Origin of the sequence: Sphaerisporangium siamense (assembly GCF_014205275.1) — a bacterium.
GTDB classification, from domain to species: Bacteria; Actinomycetota; Actinomycetes; order Streptosporangiales; family Streptosporangiaceae; genus Sphaerisporangium; species Sphaerisporangium siamense.
Window position 1 is genome coordinate 5,862,744 of record NZ_JACHND010000001.1, and the last position, 22,636, is coordinate 5,885,379.

Consider the following 22,636-nt stretch of genomic DNA (forward strand, 5'->3'; position numbering starts at 1 on the left):
TGTGAGGGGCACGGGGGAGAGGGCGGATGGAGCCCTGAACCCCCAGCTCAAGCCTCTGCCACCACCTCCGACGATACCCGTCATGCCGTCCTGCGGCCCCGGCGGCACGGCGGCGCTGAAGGCGGTCACCGGGCAGGCCCCGGACTCCACGGCCGGGCCGCGGACGGGCCCGCGCATCGGAGAGGTGGCCGTGCCGCCGACCCGGCCGAGCGCGCCTGGTGACGCGTGATCGCACGCGGTGCGGACGGCCACAAGGGTGGGGGGCGCGGCGCGGGGATGACCGTGGGGGGACGGCCGGACTGCTGTTCGGATCACGGGGTAAGGGTGGCGGGTCACGGGGTGGAGCGGCATCGGACCGCCGGCCACTTCCGCGCGGGGCCGGGTCACCCGGAGGAGTACGTCCGCGGGCCGATGCCCGCTCGCGCGGGCGCTGGCTACGATCGACGCATGTCCGCCGCACCGCTCGCTCCTTCGCGCCACGTTAAGGTGGCGCGGTCGGCGCCGGCCTGGTGCGGGGCACTGGCGTTCCTGGCGGTGGTCGCCGCCGAGGCGAGGAACTGGCCCCGCGACCCACTGGCCCTGAGCCTGCTGCTCACGATGCTGGTCACGGTGATGCCGGCCTGGCTGCTGCGGCGCAGGCCACTGCCCGCCCTGGCGATCATCCTGGCCGGGACGTTCATCGCCGCGACGACCGACCACTCCTGGCTGATCACCTACCCGCTGGTCGCGGCGGGGGACGCCGCCGTCGCGTACATCGCGGCCACCCGCAGGCGTCCCGTCGCCATCTGCGGAGCGCTGATGGCGCTGGCCGCGCAGATCGCCTGCGCCCTCTACTTCACCAGCGGCGGGGACGTCTTCACCGCGACCGTCGCGCTGCTGGTCCTTGGGGTCTCCACGAGCTGGCTGGTCGGCCACTCGGTACGCGAGCGGCGCGAGCACGCCGTCGCGCTGCGCGAGCGGGCCACGGTCCAGGCGGTGACCGCCGAGCGGCTGCGCCTCGCCCGCGAGCTGCACGACATGATCGCCCACAGCATCGGCCTCATCGCCATCCAGGCCGGGGTGGGCAGCCGGGTCATGCACACCCAGCCCGCCGAGGCGCGCAACGCGCTCATGACCATCGAGGCCACCAGCCGCGAGACCCTGGCGGGGCTGCGGCGCACGCTGGTGGCGCTGCGGCACGGCGACCCCGGCCGCGGGTCCGGCGAGCCCGCACCGGGGCTGGGCGACGTCGAGCGGCTGGCCGCGGCCACCACCGACGCGGGGGTCCGCGTCCGGCTGGTGTGGCGCGGGCGGCGGCGCGCGCTTCCCCCGGACATCGAACTGGCCGCCTTCCGCATCGTCCAGGAATCCCTGACCAACGTCGTACGCCACTCCGGCGCCCGCGACGCCCAGGTGACCGTCGACTTCGGCGAGGGTCAGCTCACCATCGAGATCCTCGACAACGGCCGCGGCGACGGCGGCCGCGACGGGCACGCCGTCGGCTTCGGCCTCGTCGGCATGCGCGAACGAGTAGCCCTCCTGAACGGCCACCTCACCGCGACCCCGCGCCCCGAGGGCGGCTTCCGCGTGCGGGCCCGGCTACCCGTGCCCGCGGACATGGCGGAGGGCGCGGAAACGGCCGCACCGGCGGAGGTGACGGTGGGCGCGGGGAGCGAACGCGGTGACGGACACACGGACGGGCACGCCGGCAGGCCGAAGCTGGGCGCGGGGGCGGCGGGCGCGGAAGCAGAGGAGGGGTGGTGAGGGTCCGGGTCCTGTTGGCTGATGATCAGCCATTGGTGCGCGCGGGGTTGCGTGTGCTCATCACCGATACGCCGGACATCGAGGTGGCCGGCGAGGCCGGGACCGGGGCGGAGGCCGTACGGCTCGCCCGGGAGCTCGCGCCGGACGTGGTGCTGATGGACGTCCGCATGCCGGGCATGGACGGCATCGAGGCCACCCGCCGGATCATGACCGGCCCCGGGCACACCCACGTGCTGGTACTGACGACCTTCGACGACGACGAGTACGTCTACGGCGCCCTCCGCGCGGGCGCGAGCGGGTTCCTGGTCAAGGACATGGCGCTGGACGACATTCTGGCGGCCGTCCGCGTGGTCGCCGCCGGCGACGCCCTGATCGCCCCGAGCGTCACCCGCCGCCTGATCGCCCAGTTCACCGGCCGTTCGGACCCGGCGCCGCCCCGGCGCCTGCCCGCGGGCGTCACCGACCGGGAACGCGAGGTGCTGACGCTGGTCGCGCGGGGCCTGACCAACGGCGAGATCGCCACGCGGCTGTTCATCAGCGTGGCCACGGTCAAGGCGCACGTGGCACGCCTGCTGGCCAAGCTCGGCGCCCGCGACCGCGTCCAGCTCGTCATCGCCGCCTACGAAGCCGGCCTGGTGTCCCCTTCGGCGTGAGCGTCCCCGCCTTGGCGTGGTCCGCCGGCGCGTCAGGAAGGGCGGGCGGGCCGGTGGCCGGGGTGCTCGGTCCGGCGCGGACGTCGCAGGGGGCCGCGGCGGCCATCGTGCTGCCGGGCCTGGCCGCCGCGGGGGTTCTGCTGGTCAGGCGCGGTCGACGTACTCGCGCAGGTGGAGGGCGGTGAGAGAGGTGCCGGTGTCGACCAGGTCGGCCGGGGGGCCGGAGAAGACGACCTGGCCGCCGTCGTGGCCGGCGCCCGGGCCCAGGTCGATGATCCAGTCGGCGTGCGCCATCACGGCCTGGTGGTGCTCGATGACGATGACGGTGTTGCCGTCGTCGACGAGACGGTCGAGCAGTTCCAGCAACTGGTCGACGTCGGCCAGGTGCAGCCCGGTGGTCGGCTCGTCCAGGACGTAGGTCGTGCCGTTCTTGGCCATGTGGATGGCCAGCTTCAGGCGCTGGCGCTCGCCGCCGGACAGCGTGGTGAGCGGCTGGCCGAGGCCGAGGTAGCCGAGCCCCACGGCGGCCAGGCGGTCCAGGATCACGTGGGCCTGGCCGGTCGGGAAGAACTCGCGCGCCTCGGCGACCGGCATGGCCAGGACCTCGCTGATGTTCTTGCCGCGCAGCGTGTACGCCAGCACCTCGGGGGTGAAGCGCTTGCCTTCGCACTTCTCGCACACCGTGGCGACCCCGGCCATCATCACCAGGTCGGTGTAGATGACGCCCGCGCCCTTGCAGGCCGGGCAGGCGCCCTCGGAGTTGGCGCTGAACAGGCCGGCCTTGACGCCGTTGGCCTTGGCGAACGCGGTGCGGATCGGGTCCAGCACCCCGGTGTAGGTGGCGGGGTTGCTGCGGCGCGAGCCGCGGATCGGCGACTGGTCGGCCACCACCACGCCCTCGCGCCCGGCGACGTATCCGTGGATCAGCGAGCTCTTGCCCGACCCGGCCACGCCGGTGACGACGGTGAGCACGCCGAGGGGGATGTCGACGGCGACGTCCTTGAGGTTGTGCAGGGTGGCGCCGGTGATGGACAGGTGGCCGCTCGGCTGCCGCGGCTTCTCGCGCAGGCGGACGCGGTGGTCGAGGTAGCGGCCGGTCAGGGTGCCCGAGGCGCGCAGGCCCTCCAGGTCGCCGGCGTAGCACAGCCGCCCGCCGGCCGTGCCCGCGCCGGGGCCGAGGTCGACGACGTGGTCGGCGATGGCGATCGTCTCCGGCTTGTGCTCCACGACCAGGACGGTGTTGCCCGCGTCGCGCAGTTGCAGCAGCAGCCCGTTCATCCGCCGGATGTCGTGCGGGTGCAGCCCGGCGGTGGGCTCGTCGAAGACGTAGGTGACGTCGGAGAGGCTGGAGTTGAGGTGGCGGACCATCTTCACCCGCTGGGCCTCGCCGCCCGACAGCGTCGCCGACTCCCGGTCCAGGCTGAGGTAGCCGAGGCCGATGCCGACCAGGGAGTCCAGGGTGTCGCGCAGGTTGTCCAGCATCGGCCCGACCGAGGCGTCCTCGATCCCGCGCACGAACGCGGCCAGGTCGTCGATCTGCATGGCCGCGCATTCGGCGATGTTGCGGCCGCCGATCCTGGCCGACAGGGCGGCCTGGTTGAGCCGGGTGCCCTGGCAGGCCGGGCACCGGGAGAGCTTGAGGGCGCGGTCGGCGAAGGCGCGGGCCGCGGGCTGCATCGACTCGCGGTCCTTGGCCAGGTAGATCCGGCGGACCTTGACGGCCAGGCCCTCGTAGGTGAGGTTGTTGGACCCGACCTTGACCTTGGTGGCGGGCTTGTGGAGGAAGTCCTCCCACTGGGCGGGGGTGTAGTCCTTGAGCTTGACGGCGGGGTCGAAGAACCCGGAGTGGGCCATCACCTGCCAGTACCAGGTGTCCACGCCGAACCCGGGCACCTTGATGGCGCCCTCGTCCAGCGACAGGTCCCGGTCGACGAGCGCGTCGACGTCCATGTCGGAGACCTTGCCGAGCCCCTCGCATTCCGGGCACATGCCTTCGGCCAGGTTGAAGCTGAACGCGCCGGCCGAGCCGACGTAGGGGGTGGCGATCCGGCTGAACACGATGCGCAGCATGGTGTAGGCGTCGGTGGCGGTGCCCACGGTGGAGCGGGCGTTGGCGCCCATGCGCTCCTGGTCGACGATGATCGCCGCGCTCAGGTTGCGCAGCGCGTCGACGTCGGGGCGGCTGAGGCTCGGCATGAAGCCCTGGACGAACGCGGTGTAGGTCTCGTTGATCAGCCGCCGGGACTCGGCGGCGATGGTGTCGAAGACCAGGGAGGACTTGCCTGACCCCGAGACCCCGGTGAAGACGCTGAGGCGCCGTTTGGGGATGTCGAGGGAGACCCCGGTGAGGTTGTTCTCCCGGGCGCCACGGACCTCGATCGCGTCGTGGCCGTCGGCGGCCGCGTGGTCGGATCGGCGGCCGGTGTCGTATCCGGCGGTGTTACAGCCGGCGGTGTCATATCTGGCGGTGCTTGGCTGGTCGCTGGAGACCACGGAACCCTTCCATCGTCGATGGTCGATTCGAACGGCGACCACGGCCGCGGCCGTGGTCGCCGGGGGGAACCGCCCGCGCTCGCGGGCGTTGCGAAGGTGCTGCCGGCGTGGGGGAGGGGGATAGCCTACATCGGGCTACATCGGGCTACATCGGGCTACATCGGGCGCTGCATGGCCTTTTCCCGTTTCGCCGCCACGCTGGAACCGGACTCGCGGCGCGCCATCCGGCGCAGCACGATGGGCGCGAGCAGCAGCCCGGCCACGGCCCAGGCGCCGAGGACGCCGGCCGTCTCCAGGTGCCGCCAGGAGGCGCCGATCTCGGCCGCGGCCATCGCGTCCGGCAGCAGCGCCGAGCGCAGCCCGAGCCCCATCCAGTACAGGGGGAAGACCTGCGCGATGACCTGCACCCAGCCGGGCAGGGCGGTGATCGGGTAGAACACTCCCGAGACGGCCAGCAGCACCATGATGGGCAGGCTGACCACGCTCAGGCTCTGCGTGCTCGCCGTCAGCGAGCCGATGACCGCGCCGAGCGGCAGGACGGCGGCCAGGCCGAGGGCCAGCACCCACGCCACGGTCAGCCAGGACGACACCGAGGCCAGGTCCAGGCCGTCGAACAGCAGCGCGGCCGGGACCAGGGGGACCAGCACGCTCACCACGACCATGCCCGACCTGCCGGTCACCTTGCCGACCAGGTAGCCGAGCATGCCGCCCGGGATGGCCTTGGCGCGCAGCAACGTGCCGTCCTCGCGGTCCATGGTGAGCACCACCGCGACGGCGGTCAGCCCGTTGAACACGACGTTCATCGCCAGGATGCCGGGCACCGAGTGCGAGCCGACCGAGAAGCCGGTGCCCGGCACGGTGTTGCCCCGCAGCAGGAACATCACGACCAGCGCGATGAGGGGGAAGAACGCCGCGCCCCACAGGTCCTGGGCGCTGGTGACGCTCTGGCGGAACTCGATGCGCCCGCGCTCCAGCCCGGCGCGGACGGCGACGCCGGTGGGGTTCACGCGCCCACCCCCGTCAGCTCGCCGGGCGCCGTGGCGGGCCGTCCGGACTCGAACTCGCGCACCATGGCCAGGTAGACCTCCGCCAGGCTCGGCCGGCGTACCTCCAGGTCGCCGATCGCCGTGCCGTGCCGGGCGAACAGTTCGCGCACGTACCCGGTGGCGTCCTCGACCGAGACGCTGTGGTGCTCGCCGTCCTTGCTGAAGCGGACCTCGGCCTTGGCCGAGACCCGCGCGGCCAGCTCCGCCGCGCTTCCCTCGGCGACGATCCGGCCGCCGGCCAGCAGCGCGATGCGGTCGGCGAGCCGTTCGGCCTCGTCCAGGTCGTGGGTGGTGAGCAGGATCGTGGTGTCCTCCAGGTCCGACAGCCGGCGCACCAGGTCGTGGAAGTCCTGCCGGGCCACCGGGTCGAAGCCGACGGTGGGCTCGTCCAGGAACAGCAGGTCGGGCCGGCCGACCAGGCCGACGGCCACGTCGAGCCTGCGCCGCTGCCCGCCCGACAGCCGGGCGACCATCGTCTCGGCCTGCTCGGTCAGCCCGACCAGGCCCAGCAGCTCGCCGGTGTCGTAGGGGCGGGGACGGCCGGGCGTGCCGTAGGGGGTGTAGTAGCGGCCGAGGTGGGCCAGCAGCTCGCGCACGCGCCAGCGTCCGTGGTCTCGCCACGACTGCAGGACGATGCCCAGGCGGGCGCGCCACGCCTCGTCGCCGTGGTCGGGGTCGGCGCCGAGGACGCGCACCTCCCCGGCCGAGCGCCTGCGGAAGCCTTCGAGGATCTCGATGGTGGTCGTCTTGCCGGCCCCGTTCGGCCCGAGCAGGGCCAGCACCTCGCCGCGGTGGGCGCGCAGGTCCACCCCGTGCAGCACGTCGGTGGTGCCGTAGCGCATCCGCAGGCCGCGGATCTCGATGACGGGCTCCCCGGCGTGCTCGCCGTCCCTCTGGTCAGGGCGCGGGCCCGGTGATATGTGACGGAGGGGATCCGTCGTCGCGACGTCTGGTTCGCGGGAATCCATGCGTTCAAGTCTCTCATTGAAGCGCCCGTGGAGACTTTTTCCGGATAACCGCCTCTTGACGTGGCAATGCACCTTCATAACCTTCAACCGGCTTACGAACGCCTGCTATGAAGCGTCGCGGTGACCACAGGCGGACCGACGACGGCACGGGCGGGCATCAGGGCTGGACGTTCTCCAAGTCTTCAAGGAGGCCGGAGTACGTCGGCTGCCATCCGAGGGCGTTGCGGGTGCGGGCACTGGACGCCGGTCGGTCCATGGCGAAGATCGCACCGAACGGGCCGAAGCGCTCTGGGCCGGCTCGCTCGGGTGGTCTCGGCGGATCCGGCGGATTCTCCGCAGTGCGCCTGCTCAACGGCCTACGACCCGTCCGTCGAAACCCCGTGGCCGCAGACGCCATCGACGGATACCGCCACGCCGCCGCACCGCGACTCGAGCCACGTGGCTCAAGATGCGAGCTGGACGCGTTTTGACACTTCCTGCAGATAACCGCTATCTATTGGCTAACCGTTAGGGGATGCCGTGCAAGACGCAGTACTGGCGATGCTCGCCAAGGAGCCGTCACACGGGTACGGCCTGCGCGCCCGGCTGCGCCAGAGCCTGGGCCCGCTGGGCGAGTCGATGAACCCCGGCCAGATCTACGTGACCCTGTCCCGGTTGGAGAAGCTTGGGCTCGTCGTCTGCGAGCGGGAGGACGGACTGCCCGAGCGGCCCGACCGCAAGGTCTACGCGCTGACACCGGCCGGTCAGCAACGGGTGGCCGCGTGGCTGACCGAGGTGGGCTGGCCCAAGCCGGACCAGGCGGAGTTCCACCTCAAGCTCGTCGCGGCGGCCGCGGCCCGGCTCGCCGACCCGATCGAGCTGGTGGCGGCGCAGCGCCGCGAGCTGCTGCGCCGCCTGCGCGAGGCACAGCACACGATCATGGCCGAGCCGGTGGGCTCGAAGGCCGTGCTGCTGCTGGAGGGGGTCGTGCTGCGGCTGCAGGCGGACCTGCGGTGGCTGGAAGCCTGCGAGCGGACCTGGTCCAGGGCCGATGACAGAGTTGAGGGTGGCGCGTGAACGAGTCGGGTGCCGTGGTCCGGGTCCGTGACCTGGTGAAGGAGCACGGTCAAGGGGAGAGCCGGGTCCGGGCGGTCGACGAGGTCGGCCTGGAGGTGCCCGAGGGGCAGATGCTGGCGGTGATGGGGCCGAGCGGCTGCGGCAAGTCGACCCTGCTGCACATGCTCGGCGGCCTGGAGCGGCCCACCCGCGGGGAGGTGTGGCTGGCCGGGCAGCGCATCGACACCTTGAGCGAGCGTGCTCTGGCGCGTATGCGGCGCCGCTCGGTGGGGTTCGTCTTCCAGGCCTTCCACCTGGTGGAGGAGCTGTCGGCGACGGAGAACGTGGAGTTGCCCGCGCTGCTGGCCGGCCGTTCGCCGCGGCAGGCCAGGCGGTGCGCGAGCGCCCTGCTCGAACGGGTCGGGCTCACGGCGCGCGCCCGGCACCTGCCGTCCGAGCTGTCGGGCGGGCAGCGTCAGCGGGTCGCCATCGCCCGGGCGCTGGCCAACCAGCCGCTTGTCGTCCTGGCCGACGAGCCGACCGGCAACCTCGACAGCGCGGCCACCCTCGACATACTGCGGATCTTCGAGGAACTGCGTTCGGCGGGACAGACGCTGGTGATCGTCACGCATGACGAGCGCGTCGCCGCCAACGCGGACCGGCTGATCTCGATGCGCGACGGGATGTTCGTCGACGACACCAGCTTGGCCGGCTCCCACCCGCGCGGGCTCGGCGGCCTGATCGGGCTGGAGGGCTGAACGGCATGGGCTCCCTCGTGCTCGTCGTGCGCCTGGTGCTCGCCGACGTTCGCCGGCACCCGTCCCAGGTCGCGATGCTCTTGTTCGCGGTGACCGCCGCCAGCGCCACTCTGGCTCTGGGCCTGTCCCTGGGCGGGACGAGCCAGACGCTGTACGAGCAGACCCGCGCGGCCACCGCCGGGCCGGATGTGGTGGCGCTCTCCGGCGACACGGGCCCCGCCGTGACCTCGGCCCTGGCCGAGCTGGCGGACGCTCCCGACGTGGTCGGCCACCACGGCCCCTATCGCATCGTCTACGCCGACCTCACCACGCGCGACGCCACGGCGTCCCCGGTGGTGGTGCACGGCTTCGCCGAGAAGCTCGGCGCGCTCAACCGGCCGCTGGTGACTTCCGGGCGGTGGGTGCGTTCCGGCGGCACCGTCCTTGAGCGCGGCTTCGCCGCCGCGCTGGGCGTCGGCGTCGGCGACCGCGTGACCATCGCCGGCCGGTCGTACCCCGTCGTCGGGATCGCCGTCACCGCGGCCACCTCCATCTACCCCTGGGCGGCGCAGATCGGCCCGGGCGGCGGCCCGACCGACTACACCGGCCTGGCCTGGATGACCCGCTCCGACGCCCGCTCCCTGGCCTCCTCCCACGGTCTGCCGGTGACGACGGCCATGGACCTCAAGCTGCGCGACCCAGCCGCCACCGAGGCCTTCCGTCACGCCCACCGCGGCTCCGACGTCAGGATCAACTTCCACTCCTGGCAGCGCGAGGCCGACCAGGACGCCGTCATTCTCCGGGGCACCCAGCCGATCCTGGTCCTCGGAAGCTGGCTGCTCAGCTTCGTGGCCGTCACCGGGGTGGCGGCGCTGGCCGCGGGCCGCGTCGTCCGGCAGACCCGGCGGGCCGGGTTGCTCAAGGCCGTCGGCGCCACCCCCGGTCTGATCGCCGCCGTCCTGCTCACGGAGTATCTGGCCGTGGCGCTGCTGGCCGACGTGCTGGGGCTGGTGATCGCACGCCTGACCGTGCCCGTCATCGCCAGCCCCACCGCCAGCAGAATCGGCGACCTCGGCGGCCCGACCGGCTCCGTCATCGCCGCGACGACCGTCCTGGCCGTGGCGGTGGCGGTACTGTCGGCGCTGCGTCCCACGCTGCGGGCCCTGCGCACCGCGACCATCGCCGCTCTGGCCGACACCGTTCACCGGACCCGCCGCCGTCCCCTGCTGACCGCGCTATCCGCGCTGCTGCCCACGCCGTTCCTGCTCGGGCTGCGGCTGACCGCCCGCCGGCCGGGCCGGGTGATGCTGCAGGCGTGCTCGACCGCCACCACGCTGATCGCGCTCACCGGCCTGCTGTCCCTGTCCGTCGATTCGTCGAGGGGCTACGGCCTGAACGGCTCCACCGCCCTGCCGAACCTGCGGGCCGAGAACGCCGGCCACCTGCTGATCGCGGTCTCCGCCCTGCTGATCGCGCTGGCCGTGGTGAACACCATCGCGTTCACCTGGACCATGGCGATGGAAGCCCGGCCGAGCCTGGCCATCGCCCGTGCGCTCGGCGCCACCCCCGGACAGGTCTCCGCGGGGTTGTCCATCGCTCAGCTCCTGCCCTGCCTGCCCGGCGCCGTCATCGGCATCCCTCTGGGCATCGGCGTGTTCTCCGCCTTCAGCCCCAGGAACGCGATCCTCGCACCGGTCTCCTGGATGCTCATCGCCGCGCTCGCGACCCTCCTGGTGACGGTGACGCTCACCGCCCTGCCCGCCCGCTTGGCGGCCCGCCGTCCCGTGGTACCGGCCCTCAGCGCCGACACAGCGTGATCGACCGGCCGCGGCGGCCGCGAGCGCGCCGTCGGCCTCTTCCCGGCACCCCTACGCGCCTGCGCGCCCGCGCCCGCGGGGGCCCGAGTAGCAGGGTTTCACCGGTTTCGCCAGTCATCCCACGCACGGGCGCGAGGCCCCCACCTGCGACGATGGCCCGGAGTCACCATCTGGTCTTCATCGGGGGGGAATTGTGGCGTGGCTCCAGAACAAAGTAGTGATCATTACCGGTGCCGGGAGCGGCATCGGAAAGGCGGCGGCCGAGTTGATGAGCCGGGAGGCGGCGAGCGTCCTCGTGGCCGACCTCGACTCCGCCGCCGCGCGGGACGTGGCCGAAGGCATCGTGGCCGCGGGTGGTCGTGCCATATCGTGCGAGGTCGACGTGACCGTCGAGGCTTCCATCGCGGCCATGGTGGAGACGGCCGTGGCCGAGTTCGGACGGCTCGACGTCCTGTGCAACCACGTAGGGGGAACGGATCCGCGCCGGGATCTGGACCTGCTCCGGCTGGACATGGACGAGTTCGACAGGGCCGTGGTGCTCAACGTCCGCAGCGCCCTGCTCGCGACCAGGCACGCCCTGCCGCACCTGATCGAGGCCGGTGGCGGTTCCGTGGTCAACACCGTCTCGATCGGGGGCCTGCTGGGCGACTCCTTGCAGATCGCCTACGGCGCGGTGAAGGCGGCGTTGATCAACGTCACCAGATACATCGCCGTCCAGTACGGGCGGCAGCGGGTCCGCTGCAACGCCGTCGCCCCGGGGGCGGTGATGACTCCGGCACTGCGCGACAACATGCCGGTCGAGGCGATCGAGCGGCTCCAGAGTCACAACGCGCTGCCGTATCTGGGGGCTCCCGAAGACATCGGCAACACGATGCTCTTCCTCGCCTCCGACGAGTCGCGCTACATGACAGGGCAGACGCTCGTGGTGGACGGAGGCTGTACCAGCCAGTCCCCGGTCGCGCCGGATCGCAGGGCACTGCTTCCCGAGTGAAGCCCTGCCCGGCCGCCCCCCTTCGCTTCACGCCCGCCCCGGCCGGCGAGCTCCCCAGCGCACGATCGGCGGCGTGACGGCCGGGAGAACCGCCGCAGATGGGTCATGGAGACCGGCCCGGTGCGGCCAGGACATGAAGGACGGCCATACGGGCATCGGCCCTGCCGCCTCCCGGCGGCCTTTGTGCAACTCGGCTGCCCGTGCTCCCGATGAGGTCTGGCATGCCCGCCCGGCCGGTGCGTCGCACCGGGGGCAGGACACCCGGCGGCCCCAGTCCCGTTCGCGGGAGCGTTCGACATCCCCGCGCTCGCACTCTTCTTCGGATGCCTTCACGTGTGCGTGCCGGAACTCGCGGCCGATCCGCTCGGCCATCGTCCACCTGCTTCCCGGCCTCGTCCATCTGGCCGAGAACCTGTCTGTGACCATGCGGCGTTCTGACCACGTCAGTCAGTTCAGTATCAGAGGCCTGAACTGCCACTAAAGCGCCATGAATGCGCTGCTAACCCACCCGCCCACATGCTCGGCGAACGAGCCGCCAAGCCTGTCGCACGCGGAGGCGGCGGCAACAGCGTGACACGGGTGGAGCCAACGGTGACGTAGTCCGCCGTGAGCGCCCACCCCGAGACGACCGGTAGTGAACTACGACTCGCAAAGGACAGCGATGCAGCGATTAACCGCAGTACTCGCCCTCGCGGCCCTGACCGCGCTGAGCGTGCCGCCACCACCCGCCACCGCAGACACGGGCACGGGCACGACCGCCGGCCCGGCCACTAGCCCGGCCCCGGTACGGTCCGGCCCCGCACCGGCGCCCACGACCATCACCCTCATCACCGGCGACCGGGTCACCGTGCCGGGCACCTCCGGCGACCCGCAGGGATATCGCGTGACGCCCGGCGCCGGGCGCAAGGTCACCTTTTCCATCCAGACGGTCGCCGGGCACACCTACGTGCTGCCCTCCGACGCCAAGCCGCTCATCGACAGCGGCCTGATCGATCGGCGCCTGTTCAACGTGACCCAGCTGGTGGAGTGGGGCTACGACGACGCCCACACCACCGGCATCCCGGTCCTGACCAAGGGCGGCGGCACACCACGGCCCGCCCTGGCCGGACGCACGCTGGCCTCCATCGGCCTGAAGGCGGCCAAGGTGCCCAAAAGCCAGGCCGCCACCGTCTGGCAGCGGTTACGTCCCACCGCGGGCGCCAGGACGCTCGCGGCAGGGGTGTCCAAGCTGTGGCTGGACGGCGGCGTCTTCCCCACTCTGGACAGGAGCGTCCCGCAGGTCGGCGCCCCCGTGGCCTGGCAGAAGGGCCTGACCGGCAAGGGCGTCACGGTGGCCGTCGTCGACTCCGGTTACGACCCGAACCATCCCGACCTCAAGGGCGTGGTCACCCAGGCCGTCAACTTCACCGACGCGCCCGACACCATGGACGAGCTCAACCACGGCACCGGTGTGGCCTCCGCCGTCGCGGGCTCGGGCGCCGTCTCCGGCGGCAAGTACCGGGGTGTCGCCCCGGACGTCAAGATCGCCGTCGGCAAGGTGCTCAAGGGCAGAGGCAACAACCTGGTGTCCGACGTGGTCGCCGGCATGGAGTGGGCGGCCAGAGTGATCAAGGCGCCGGTGATCAATGTGAGCCTCGGCATGGCCGACGCGCCGGGCCTGGACCCGATGGAGGAGGCGGTGAACAGGCTCAGCGAGGAGACGGGAAGCCTGTTCGTCGTCGGGGCCGGCAACGAAATGTTCCCCGAGACCATCTACAGCCCTGGCAGCGCCGACGCCGCGCTGACGGTCGGCATGGTGGACCACGACGACAACGTGGCCAACAACTCCAGTCAGGGCCCGCGCGTCATCGACAAAGCCGTGAAACCGGACATCACCGCACCAGGCGTGGAGATCGTCGTGGCACGCAGCAACGCGGACGGCGCCGGCCTGGCGTACGAGGCGAGGATCGGCACCTCGCTGGCGGCTCCGCACGTGTCCGGCGCCGCCGCCATCCTCGCCCAGCAACACCCCGGCTGGAACCGCCACCAGCTCAAGGCCGCGCTGATCGGCACGGCCAAGCCGGCCACCGGCATGAGCCAGTACCGGCAGGGCGCCGGTCGCCTCGACGTGGCCCGCGCGGTCAGCCAGGGCGTGACAGCGGACACCGGCAACCTCTGGACCTACCTCTCCTGGCCCCACCACAACGAGGAGGTCACCGAGAAGGTCACCTACACCAACGCCACCCAGGAGCCGGTGACCCTCACCCTGACCGAGGACGGCCCCTACACGCTGTCCGCCGACCACCTCACCGTCCCAGCGGGCGGCGACGCCTCGGTGACGCTCACCTTCGACCGGAACCGGCAACCGGGCGTCTACACCGGGACACTCACCGCCACCGCGGGCGACCTCACCATCCGCAGCCTGACCGGCGCCTACATCGAACCCGAGGCCCACACCCTGGCGTTGACGATCATCGGCAGGGACGGCCTGCCCGCGACGGAGTTCGCCTTCCCCTCACTGATCAACCTCACGACCGGTGAGCGCGCCCCCGCGAGGTTCGTCGACGGTGTCCTCGAGCGGCGGCTGGCACCCGGCGAATGGAACTTCTACGCCGAAGTGCTCGGGAAGGACGGCGATTCGACCTTCATCGAGCGTGTGATCCGGATCGACTCCGGGGATCTGAGCCTGAGACTCGACGCCCGCCTGGCCCAGCGGATCAGCCTCACGGTGGACGACCCCGCGGCCAAGCCCTTCGGCAACCTCTCGGTCACTCTGGGCACCACGAGGGGCCAGGGCTTCGAGGCGACCCGTGCGATGTCTTCGGGGAAGGCCGCGTACGTGCTGCCCGACCGCCTGCCGGGCCTGAAATACGTGGCTTACCAGGCGCTGGCGGCGGGCGGCGCGACACCCAGCCGGTACGACCTGGTGGACCAGCGCACCGGCGAGATCCCCTTCGTCCCGGCCAAGCAGTTCAAGAAGGCCGACCTGGCCAAGGTCAGCATGACCTTCCGCGCGCAGAACGTGGACACCGAAGGCCGGTTCCACAGGTCCGTCCGCGTGGGCGACTCGAACTCCATCGGCGGCGACCCCATCCCCGTGACGGTTCCCGGCACGATCGACAACTACCTGACACCGGGACAGGACATGCGCTGGTCCGGCGCGTTCACGCAGCCCGGCTACTCCCTCGCCGACATCGGTGAACGCACCGTGCAGCGCGGGCAGTCCACCGAGGTGTGGAACACGGCGGTGACCGGGCCCGCCGCGCCGCGCATCACGCGCTACGGCGACGACCTCGACTACTCCATGGTGGGCCTGTTCAGCGACGGCGACCCCGGCCGCACCGGCTGGGACGGCAACCTCACCGGCACCGCGGCACTGCTGAAGGACGGCACCGTCCTTCAGCAGACCGATCTGCAGGACTGCGACAGCCCCGATGACTGCTCCCTGTCCGCGCAGGTCCCGGCCGCCGAGGGCGCCTACACCGTGAACGTCTCCGCCCGTCGCGACGTCGACTACGCCGCGCTCTCCACGGCGATCGACACCTCCTGGACGTTCACCTCGGCCCACACCGACGGGTCCACCCAACTCGCGGTGCCGTCCATCCGCTACGCCCCCCAGGGCCTGGACGTCCACAACCGGGCCAAGCCCGGTTCAGTGACCGAGATCCCGATCACGGCCCACGGAGGCAAGCTCACCACCCTCCGCCTTGAGGCCTCCTTCGACGACGGCACCACCTGGCAGGATCTCCAGGTCCGCCCGAACGGCGAGAGCTGGACCACCTCGGTCACCAACCCCACCACCGCCGGACACGTCACCCTGCGCGCCACGGCCACCGGCCCCGGCGGGGTGCAGGTGAAGCAGACCATCACCCGCGCCTACGCCGTCCAGAACTGACCACCTGACCCTGCGAGACGGCAGGACTGATCGAGCAGCCCTGCCGCGGGACGCCCGCCATCCGCCGATGGCGGGCGTCCTGGCATCCACGCGGCCGCGGCAAGGAACCGCGGCGGTGCCGTGCTGCTCGTGCTCTCGGTGTTCGCGGTCAGGAGGGCTGGACTTCGTCGAAGAGGGTGAGGGCTTCGGCGGGGTCCGGGCTTACGAGGCGTTCCAGGCCGGCCGCGGTGATCTTCGCCCATCTGCCGGCTCGTGCCCACATCTGTTCCTCGAAGGCGCGGACGGCCTCGTCCAGATCGTCAGGGCCGGGGGCGGCGGCGACGGACTCGGCGAGTTCGGCGCCTTCCAGCATCGCGAGGTTCGCGCCCAGCCCCAGTGGGGGCATCAGGTGGGCGGCGTCGCCCAGGAGCGTCACCCCGGGGACGTGGGCCCAGGTGTGCGACACGGGCAGGACGTGCAGGGGGCGGTGGACGAAAGCGGTGCCGTGGCGCAGGAGGTCGAGGACGGGAGGCGCCCAGCCGTCGAACAGGGCCAGCAGGCTTGATCGGACGGCCTCGGCGTCGGCCGGGTCCAGGCTCGCGCCGAGGCCGGTGCGCCGGTCCAGGTTCGTGTGCCAGTCCAGCGGTGCGCGGAACTGGGCGTAGACCTTGACGTGGCCGCCGCTGTTGCGCTGGGCGACCAGGGCGCGGTTCACGCCGTACACGGCCAGGGAGCCGTCGCCGATCAGCCGGGCGAGGCCGGGGTGGCGGGTGTCGACGTCGTCCAGGGAGGTCTCGACGAAGGTGACGCCGGTGTAGTGCGGCGTCGCGGACGAGACCGCCGGGCGGACGCGGGACCAGGCGCCGTCGGCGCCGACCACGAGGTCGAACGTCTCCTGCCGCCCGTCCGCGAAACGGACCAGCACGCCGTCTCGGGTCCCCGGCACCACCTCCGTCACGCCCCGGCCCCACTGGACGTCCAGGGATCCGAGCAGCAGGTCGCGGAGTTGCCCGCGGTCGATCTCGGGATTGGCTCGCTCGCCCGGACGGGGTCGCCAGTCGCGCAGGACGGTTCCGTCCGTGGCCAGGATGCGCATGGCCTGCCCTTCGGGACGGGACAGCGCCTGGAACCGCGCCAGCAGCCCCGCCTTGTCCAGCGCGAGCTGGCCCATCCCTTCGTGCAGGTCGAGCGTGCCGCCCGGGGGCCGGGCGTCGGGGGAGGGGTCGCGTTCGAGGACGGTGACGGGGTGATCGTGGCGGTGCAGGACGCGGGCGAAGGTGAGGCCGGCGGGGCCGCCCCCGATCACGGCGATACGACGTCTCATGTCGATACACTGTATTTAGGCAATACGGCGTATCGCAACAGTACGATGTAACCCATGACCGTGTGGGACCGGCCGGAGCCGCCGACTCGCCCAGCCCCGCTCGACCGCGAGCGAATCGTCGCCGCCGCCATCGCACTGGCCGACGAGGGCGGGCTGGAGGCGGTGTCATTGCGCAAGGTCGCCGCCCGGCTCGACGCCGGCCCGATGCGGCTGTACCGATACATCTCCACCAAGGAAGAGCTGTTCGATCTCATGGTGGACGAGGTCTACGCCGAGATCCTCCCCAAGGAGCGGCCCGGCGACTGGCGGGAGGCGCTGCGCGGCCACGCCCACCGCACCAGGCGAGCCGCCCTCCGTCACGAATGGCTGGCCGACCTGCTCGGCGGCCGCCCGAGCCTGGGCCCGAACGCTATGGCCGTGGCAGAGGGCACGCTGTCCGCCCTCGACGGCCTCGCCGACCTCGACACCGTCATGCGCGCCGTGGAGACCGTCAGCGCCTACATCACCGGCGCGATCAGGCGCGAGATCGCGAACCTGCGAGCCGAACGCGCCACGGGCCTGTCCAAGCTCGACTGGCAGCGCGCCTACGGCCCGCACGTGAGCAGGATGCTGGCCACGGGCCGCTTCCCCGCGCTGGCCAAGGCCGTGCACGACGGCACGGAGGTGGACGCCGAGACGTCCTTCACGACCGGCCTGGACTGGATCCTCGACGCCGTGGCCGCCAAACTCACCCGGCCGCCGACGTGAGGACACCTGTGACCAGCCGCTAAAGCGCCAGGTTCTCATGCCTGCTCCCTTATCGAGGCGTGAAATGGGCGGGATCCGGCTTCGGAGTGCCTACGCTCCGGAGCCGGACCGCGCGCGCACGCGGTCTATGACTCGTCCGGTTCCGTAAGGCCGCGCCTCGGCGCAGCGCCTCGATCCGTCAGCCCGCCCAAATGACCGAGTGCACGCGCGACCTCGGCCGTGGAGCGATCCATGTGCCGGGGTCGTGGAAAGCTGCGAGTATCGCCGGACCGATCGGGAGGGGAGTCGCGTGAGTGAGCCCGTGGTCCGGCCGAACGAGACGACGGTGCCGTTGATGCCGTGCGCGTCGGCGGAGGACACTCTGGCGTTCTACAAGGGGCTGGGGTTCGAGGTGGCCTACGAACAGCGCAGGCCTTATGTGTACCTGGCGCTGCGGTGGAGCGGATTCCAGTTGCACTTCGGGCCGGCGCCCAAGGATCTGGACCCGGCGCGGGAGCAGTCCGGCGCCTGCCTGGTCATGGTCGACGCCGTGGCGCCGTACCACGCGGCGTTCGTGGCGGCGATGCGCCGGGCCTATGGGAAGGTGCTGAGCTCCGGCCTCCCGCGGATCACCCGCTACCGGCCGGGCGCCTCTCGGTTCACCCTGATCGACCCGTCCGGCAACTCGATCGTTTTCATCCAGCGCGACGAGCCGGCCGAGCTGGAGTACGGCGGCTCCAAGCGGCTGGCGGGCCTGGCCAAGGCGCTGGACAACGCCCGGATCCTGCGCGAGTTCAGGAACGACGACCTGCAGGCGTTCCGCGCGCTGAAGTCCGCGATGCGCAGGCACGGCGCGGACGCCTCACCCGTCGAGCGGGCCATCGCCCTGGGCCACCTGGCCGACCTGGCCACGGTCCTGGGCGAGCCGGCCGAGCCGTGGGTCGCCGAACTGCGCGCCCTGGAACTCACCGCCGCCGACAGAGAGCGTGTGGAGTCGGAGCTCAGCCACCTGCCCGGTGTGGGGGAGTGGCTCAGCTGAGAAGGGTGGTACCCGTCGCCGCCGGGCGCGGCGGGACGGGGCTCCGCCGGCGCATGGCGCATGGGAGGGCGCGGCGCGGGTACAGGGTTATAAAAGTGCAAATCCCCTCAAACCATGACAGATGGGGGTGTAGACGTGCAGGTGCCCTCGCCGCGCGGTCCTCTCACCTGCCGCCTCGTGGATGAACTGGTCCGCGCCCCCCACGACCTGAGCCCCGGCCCGGTGCCGCATGAGACCTGCGCGCTGACCGACGAGGACCTCCAGCTCGCCTTGTACGTCTGCTACGAACTGCACTACGGCGGTTTCGACGAGGTCGACGACCGGTGGGAGTGGAACCCCTCGCTGCTGGCACTGCGGGCACGGCTGGAGGAACGGCACGCGGCGGACCTGGCCGCGGCCGTACCCGAAGCGCCGCGCGTGGCCGCCGAGGACATCGCCCAGGCGCTGGCCGAGCTCATCGCCTCCCAGGAGGAGGGCGCCGCCATGGCGATCTTCCTGCACCGCGCCGCGGACCCCGGCCAGTTCCGCGAGTTCCTGATCCACCGGTCGCTGTACCACCTCAAGGAGGCCGACCCGCACACCTGGGCGATCCCCCGGCTGCGCGGCCCGGCCAAGGCGGCGCTGGTGGAGATCCAGGCCGACGAGTACGGGGGCGGCCGCCCGCACCGGATGCACTCGGAGCTGTTCCGCGCCACCATGCGCGCGATGGGCCTGGACGACTCCTACGGCGCCTACGCCGACCGGGTGCCCGCGATCACGCTGGCGATCGGCAACACCATGTCGATGTTCGGCCTGCACCGGCGGCACCGGGGCGCGCTGCTGGGCCACCTGGCGGCCCTGGAGATGACCTCCTCGCTGCCCAACCACCGCTACAGCCAGGGCCTGCGCAGGCTCCGCGCAGGCGCGGCGGCGCGGCGCTTCTTCGACGAGCACGTCCAGGCCGACGCCGTCCACGAGCAGATCGCCGCCAACGACATGTGCGGCGCGTTCGTGGCCGAGCATCCCGGCCTGGCCGGGGACGTGCTGTACGGCGCGGCCTGCGCGGTGACGCTGGACCGGCTCTTCGGCGAGCACGTCATGCGCCACTGGTGCGCCGGAAGGACGTCCCTGCGCGACCACGCCACGGCACACCCGTGATCGACCTGGACTACGTGCTGCCGCTGCGCTGGGACGACGACGCCGATCCGGCGGAGCTGACCGGCTACCTGCGCCGCCTGGCCGGGCAGGTCCGCGTCATCGTGGTGGACGGCTCGCCGCCGCGGCAGTACCGGCGGCACGCCCGGGCGTGGCAGGGCATCGTTCGCCACGTGCCGCCGCGGGAGACGACCGCCAACGGCAAGGTCGGCGGGGTGCTCACCGGCGTGCGGCTGGCACGCTCGGACTACGTGGTCATCGCCGACGACGACGTCCGCTACGACGCGGCCGGGCTGGCGGCGCTGCGGGCCCTGCTGGAGAAGGCCGAGGTGGTCCGGCCGCAGAACTACTTCGACCCGCTGCCCTGGCACGCCCGCTGGGACACCGCCCGCACGCTGATCAACCGCGCGTTCGGCGCCGACCACCCCGGGACGCTCGGCGTGCGCAGGTCGTTCTTCCAACGCATGGGCGGCTATGACGGCGAGGTGCTGTTCGAGAACCTGGAACTGGTCCGCACGGTCCTGGCGCACGGCGGCCGCGCGCGCCACGCGCCCGGCCTGTACGTGCGCCGCCTGCCGCCCGGCGCGCGGCGGTTCTGGGCGCAGCGCGTCCGGCAGGCCTACGACGATCTCGCGCAGCCCGCGCGGATGGCGGTCTTCCTGGCGGTCGTCCCCGGACTGGTCTGCCTGCTGGCGCGCCGGCGCCTGGCGGGCGTGCTCGGGTACGCCGTGCTCACCGCCGGACTGGCCGAGGCCGGGCGGCGCAGGGCAGGCGGACGCGGGGTGTTCCCGGCGTCCTGCGTGCTGTTCGCCCCGGTCTGGGTGCTGGAACGCGGCGTGTGCAGCTGGCTGGCCCTGTACCGGCGCGGGCGCGGCGGCGTCCGCTACGCGGGCCGGACGATCCGGGTGGCGGCGCACTCGGCCCGCCGGCTCAGGGCCCGCCGTCAGGGCGGCGTCTCGGGCTCGCTGGACGCCCGGAAGCCGACGACCTTGTGGGAGCCGTCGCAGAACGGCTTGGTCGCCGACCGGCCGCAGCGGCACAGCGCCACCGTCGCCCGCCCGGGGTCGATGACGCGGCCGTCCTGAGTCGTGATGGTGAAACGGCCCCGGACCAGCAGGGGCCCGTCCCGGCACGGCGTCACGGTCACCCCGTCGTCCTGCTCCTCCATGCCGGCCCCTCCCCGTCGCGCCCCCCGTCAGGACCGATTGCCCTTCCGGCACCCCGCAAACCTGCGGCCTCCGCTTGCCGTCCTCGGCACTCAAGGACGGTTCGGCTGCCGCGCGAACCGCACGGTGATGGACAAGCCGCCTTGTGGGCGTGCGCCGGCGGTGAGGGTGGCGTGGTGGGCGCGCGCGACGGCATCGACGATGGCCAGGCCGAGGCCGTGGCCGCCGTGACGATCGGGCGCCAGTCTCTGGAAGGGGTGGAAGAGGCGCTGGATCTGATCGCCGGGGACGACCGGCCCGCTGTTGGTGACGGTGAGGACGGCCTGAGCACCGCAGGTCCGCGTGGTGATCTCTACGTGCCCGTCCGGGTGGTTGTGGCGGATGGCGTTGTCGAGGAGGTTGGCGACCAGGCTTTCGACCAGTCTCGCGTCTCCGGCCGTCACCACGGACGTTAAGCGCTCGGCCAGACCGATGCCTTTCCGCGTCGCCTGATCGCGGCGGGAGGCGAGCACCGTTTCGGCGACGTGGGCGAGGTCGAGGGCGTCCCATCGGGTCACGCCGCGCTCGCTGGTGGCCAGGGTGAGCAGCGCGTGGACGAGCCGCTCCTGATACCCGCCGAGAGCCAGGGCCTCCTGGCAGACCGAGCGCAGGGTGCCGGCGTCGGCGTCGGGATCGGCGAGGGCCACTTCGAGGAGGGTGCGCAGGCCGGCCAGCGGGGTGCGCAGTTCGTGGGAGGCGTTGGCGACGAAGTGGCGGTGGGCGTCGAAGGAGCCTTGAAGGCGGGCGAACAGGTCGTCGAGGGTGTGGCCGAGCGCGGTCAGCTCGTCGGTGGGCTCGCCGAGGTCCAGGCGCCGGTGCAGGTTCCCGGCGGAGATGTCCTGGGCGGTGGCGGTGATGGCGCGCAGCGGATGCAGGAACCGGCCGGCGACGAACCAGCCCAGAGCCAGGGCGACGGGAATCAGCAGGACCAGCGCGACGGCGGACCCGGTGAGGAGCTGGGGCAGGCCGACCCCGGTCCCGGTGATCGCACGCGAGGAGGGCCGGTCTACGGGGGTGGCCGCGTTGACACCGGCGAGCGGGACGGCGACGAACAGCAGCACCAGGACCCCGGCGGCGTAGATGCCCGCCGCGTAGGCGAGCGCGAGCCGCGTCCGCAGGGACCTTCTGGCGAGCTTCCGGGGGGTCATGGCGGTCCGATGCGGTAGCCGCCTTCGCGGATGGTCTCGATCACCGGCGGGTCGCCCAGCTTGGCCCGTAACCGGTGCATGGTGTGCTTGACGGCGCTGCTGAAGGGGTCGGCGGCCTCGTCCCAGACGCGTTCGAGCAGTTCCTCGGCGGAGATGACCAGGCCGGGCACGGCGAGCAGGCATTCGAGCAGCGCGAACTCCCTGGGGCTCAGGTCGAGGCGCCGGCCGGCCCGGGCCGCGGTACGGCGGGCCGGATCGAGGCTGATGTCGCCGCACGCCAGGGTGGGCGGCAGGGGTGGGGTGGCGCGGCGGGCCAGGGCACGGACGCGGGCGACCAGTTCGGCGAACGCGAACGGCTTGGGCAGGTAGTCGTCGGCGCCGAGGCCGAGCCCGTCGACCCGGTCCTCGATCGTGCCGGAGGCGGTGAGCATCAGGACGCGGGTCTCACAGCGGCCGTGCGCCAGTCGCCGGCAGATCTCGTCCCCGTGGACGCCGGGCAGGTCGCGGTCGAGGATCACCACGTCGTAGCGGGTGGCGGCCAGCCGGTCCAGGGCGGCGGTCCCGTCCATGACGACGTCGACGGCCATGCCCTCACGGCGCAGCCCGGTTCCGAGGGAGCGGGCGAGGATCTCGAAGTCCTCGACGACGAGGACCCTCACCGCCGCTCACCGCCGGTCGTCGTGCGGGCGCGGCGGCCGAACCGGCCGCCGGGTCGAGGTGCCAT

19 protein-coding genes and 1 pseudogene are annotated in these 22,636 nt (G+C 72.3%); 12 read left to right on the forward strand and 8 right to left on the reverse strand.

What is annotated here, in order from left to right; genetic code table 11:
* Positions 1-82 precede the first annotated feature (82 nt).
* The 3 genes from BJ982_RS27040 (at position 83) to BJ982_RS27050 (ending at position 2,396) form a co-directional block, all read left to right on the forward strand.
* Positions 83-229: a hypothetical protein gene (locus BJ982_RS27040; protein ID WP_184884602.1), complete on the forward strand. Its 147-nt coding sequence runs from the start codon at positions 83-85 to the stop codon at positions 227-229.
* A 218-nt stretch (positions 230-447) separates the two neighbouring features.
* Positions 448-1,743 carry a sensor histidine kinase gene (locus tag BJ982_RS27045; RefSeq protein ID WP_184884604.1) on the forward strand — a complete coding sequence of 432 codons (1,296 nt, stop codon included), beginning with the start codon at positions 448-450 and terminating at the stop codon, positions 1,741-1,743.
* Positions 1,744-1,796: 53 nt separating this feature from the next.
* On the forward strand, positions 1,797-2,396 hold the full coding sequence (locus BJ982_RS27050; protein WP_239122637.1) for a response regulator: 600 nt from the start codon (positions 1,797-1,799) through the stop codon (positions 2,394-2,396).
* A gap of 144 nt (positions 2,397-2,540) precedes the next feature.
* On the opposite strand, the gene BJ982_RS27055 is transcribed toward BJ982_RS27050, so the two are convergent.
* The 3 genes from BJ982_RS27055 to BJ982_RS27065 all read right to left on the reverse strand — a co-directional run bounded on the left by BJ982_RS27055 (position 2,541) and on the right by BJ982_RS27065 (position 6,777).
* On the reverse strand, positions 2,541-4,775 hold the full coding sequence (locus BJ982_RS27055; RefSeq protein ID WP_239122654.1) for an ATP-binding cassette domain-containing protein: 2,235 nt from the start codon (positions 4,773-4,775) through the stop codon (positions 2,541-2,543).
* A gap of 269 nt (positions 4,776-5,044) precedes the next feature.
* Complete coding sequence (locus BJ982_RS27060; RefSeq protein WP_184884610.1) at positions 5,045-5,896, reverse strand: ABC transporter permease; 852 nt, start codon at positions 5,894-5,896, stop codon at positions 5,045-5,047.
* Positions 5,893-6,777, reverse strand: coding sequence for an ABC transporter ATP-binding protein (locus BJ982_RS27065; RefSeq protein WP_239122655.1), 885 nt, complete (start codon positions 6,775-6,777; stop codon positions 5,893-5,895). Before BJ982_RS27065 ends, BJ982_RS27060 begins: the two co-directional genes overlap by 4 nt.
* 645 nt (positions 6,778-7,422) lie before the next feature.
* Here BJ982_RS27065 and BJ982_RS27070 point away from each other — a divergent pair.
* From BJ982_RS27070 to BJ982_RS27085, 4 genes are all read left to right on the forward strand, one after another.
* Positions 7,423-7,959, forward strand: coding sequence for a PadR family transcriptional regulator (locus BJ982_RS27070; RefSeq protein ID WP_184884614.1), 537 nt, complete (start codon positions 7,423-7,425; stop codon positions 7,957-7,959).
* A complete protein-coding gene (locus BJ982_RS27075; RefSeq protein WP_184884616.1) occupies positions 7,956-8,696 on the forward strand; it encodes an ABC transporter ATP-binding protein in 741 nt (246 codons plus the stop codon). Before BJ982_RS27070 ends, BJ982_RS27075 begins: the two co-directional genes overlap by 4 nt.
* A gap of 5 nt (positions 8,697-8,701) precedes the next feature.
* Positions 8,702-10,492, forward strand: a complete 1,791-nt coding sequence (locus BJ982_RS27080) for an ABC transporter permease (RefSeq protein ID WP_184884618.1) — start codon at positions 8,702-8,704, stop codon at positions 10,490-10,492.
* Positions 10,493-10,685: 193 nt separating this feature from the next.
* Positions 10,686-11,483, forward strand: a complete 798-nt coding sequence (locus tag BJ982_RS27085; RefSeq protein ID WP_184884620.1) for an SDR family NAD(P)-dependent oxidoreductase — start codon at positions 10,686-10,688, stop codon at positions 11,481-11,483.
* Between the two features lie 27 nt (positions 11,484-11,510).
* On the opposite strand, the gene BJ982_RS41095 is transcribed toward BJ982_RS27085, so the two are convergent.
* Complete coding sequence (locus BJ982_RS41095; RefSeq protein ID WP_445009391.1) at positions 11,511-11,909, reverse strand: zinc finger domain-containing protein; 399 nt, start codon at positions 11,907-11,909, stop codon at positions 11,511-11,513.
* A 235-nt stretch (positions 11,910-12,144) separates the two neighbouring features.
* Between BJ982_RS41095 and BJ982_RS27090 the strand changes: the two genes are divergently transcribed.
* On the forward strand, positions 12,145-15,357 hold the full coding sequence (locus tag BJ982_RS27090; RefSeq protein WP_184884622.1) for a S8 family serine peptidase: 3,213 nt from the start codon (positions 12,145-12,147) through the stop codon (positions 15,355-15,357).
* 148 nt (positions 15,358-15,505) lie between these two features.
* On the opposite strand, the gene BJ982_RS27095 is transcribed toward BJ982_RS27090, so the two are convergent.
* Complete coding sequence (locus tag BJ982_RS27095; protein ID WP_184884624.1) at positions 15,506-16,660, reverse strand: FAD-dependent oxidoreductase; 1,155 nt, start codon at positions 16,658-16,660, stop codon at positions 15,506-15,508.
* 54 nt (positions 16,661-16,714) lie between these two features.
* Between BJ982_RS27095 and BJ982_RS27100 the strand changes: the two genes are divergently transcribed.
* The 4 genes from BJ982_RS27100 to BJ982_RS27115 all read left to right on the forward strand — a co-directional run bounded on the left by BJ982_RS27100 (position 16,715) and on the right by BJ982_RS27115 (position 20,644).
* Complete coding sequence (locus tag BJ982_RS27100) at positions 16,715-17,407, forward strand: TetR/AcrR family transcriptional regulator (RefSeq protein WP_184884626.1); 693 nt, start codon at positions 16,715-16,717, stop codon at positions 17,405-17,407.
* A 289-nt stretch (positions 17,408-17,696) separates the two neighbouring features.
* Complete coding sequence (locus BJ982_RS27105; RefSeq protein WP_184884627.1) at positions 17,697-18,425, forward strand: DUF8817 family protein; 729 nt, start codon at positions 17,697-17,699, stop codon at positions 18,423-18,425.
* A gap of 177 nt (positions 18,426-18,602) precedes the next feature.
* Positions 18,603-19,562, forward strand: a complete 960-nt coding sequence (locus BJ982_RS27110) for an iron-containing redox enzyme family protein (RefSeq protein WP_239122639.1) — start codon at positions 18,603-18,605, stop codon at positions 19,560-19,562.
* Entirely contained in the window at positions 19,559-20,644 is a 1,086-nt protein-coding gene (locus BJ982_RS27115) for a glycosyltransferase family 2 protein (RefSeq protein ID WP_184884629.1), read from the forward strand. The genes BJ982_RS27110 and BJ982_RS27115 overlap by 4 nt, the downstream gene beginning before the upstream one ends.
* Here BJ982_RS27115 and BJ982_RS39720 read toward each other — a convergent pair.
* The 3 genes and pseudogenes from BJ982_RS39720 to BJ982_RS27125 form a co-directional block, all read right to left on the reverse strand.
* Positions 20,608-20,727 (reverse strand): annotated as a pseudogene (locus tag BJ982_RS39720) (hypothetical protein); the annotation flags it as partial. The gene BJ982_RS27115 and the pseudogene BJ982_RS39720 overlap by 37 nt on opposite strands.
* A gap of 90 nt (positions 20,728-20,817) precedes the next feature.
* Positions 20,818-21,912 (reverse strand): sensor histidine kinase, encoded by a 1,095-nt coding sequence (locus tag BJ982_RS27120; RefSeq protein ID WP_184884630.1) that lies wholly within the window; start codon positions 21,910-21,912, stop codon positions 20,818-20,820.
* Positions 21,909-22,571, reverse strand: a complete 663-nt coding sequence (locus BJ982_RS27125) for a response regulator transcription factor (protein ID WP_184884631.1) — start codon at positions 22,569-22,571, stop codon at positions 21,909-21,911. Before BJ982_RS27125 ends, BJ982_RS27120 begins: the two co-directional genes overlap by 4 nt.
* Between the last annotated feature and the right edge of the window lie 65 nt (positions 22,572-22,636).

Coding starts and splice junctions, on each gene's coding strand:
- BJ982_RS27040 (WP_184884602.1), top strand. CDS start 83: ATGCCGTCCTGCGGCCCCGGCGGCACGGCGGCGCTGAAGGCGGTCACC.
- BJ982_RS27045 (WP_184884604.1), top strand. CDS start 448: ATGTCCGCCGCACCGCTCGCTCCTTCGCGCCACGTTAAGGTGGCGCGG.
- BJ982_RS27065 (WP_239122655.1), bottom strand. CDS start 6,777: ATGCGCTACGGCACCACCGACGTGCTGCACGGGGTGGACCTGCGCGCC.
- BJ982_RS27080 (WP_184884618.1), top strand. CDS start 8,702: ATGGGCTCCCTCGTGCTCGTCGTGCGCCTGGTGCTCGCCGACGTTCGC.
- BJ982_RS41095 (WP_445009391.1), bottom strand. CDS start 11,909: ATGGTCACAGACAGGTTCTCGGCCAGATGGACGAGGCCGGGAAGCAGG.
- BJ982_RS27090 (WP_184884622.1), top strand. CDS start 12,145: ATGCAGCGATTAACCGCAGTACTCGCCCTCGCGGCCCTGACCGCGCTG.
- BJ982_RS27095 (WP_184884624.1), bottom strand. CDS start 16,660: ATGAGACGTCGTATCGCCGTGATCGGGGGCGGCCCCGCCGGCCTCACC.
- BJ982_RS27100 (WP_184884626.1), top strand. CDS start 16,715: ATGACCGTGTGGGACCGGCCGGAGCCGCCGACTCGCCCAGCCCCGCTC.
- BJ982_RS27120 (WP_184884630.1), bottom strand. CDS start 21,912: ATGACCCCCCGGAAGCTCGCCAGAAGGTCCCTGCGGACGCGGCTCGCG.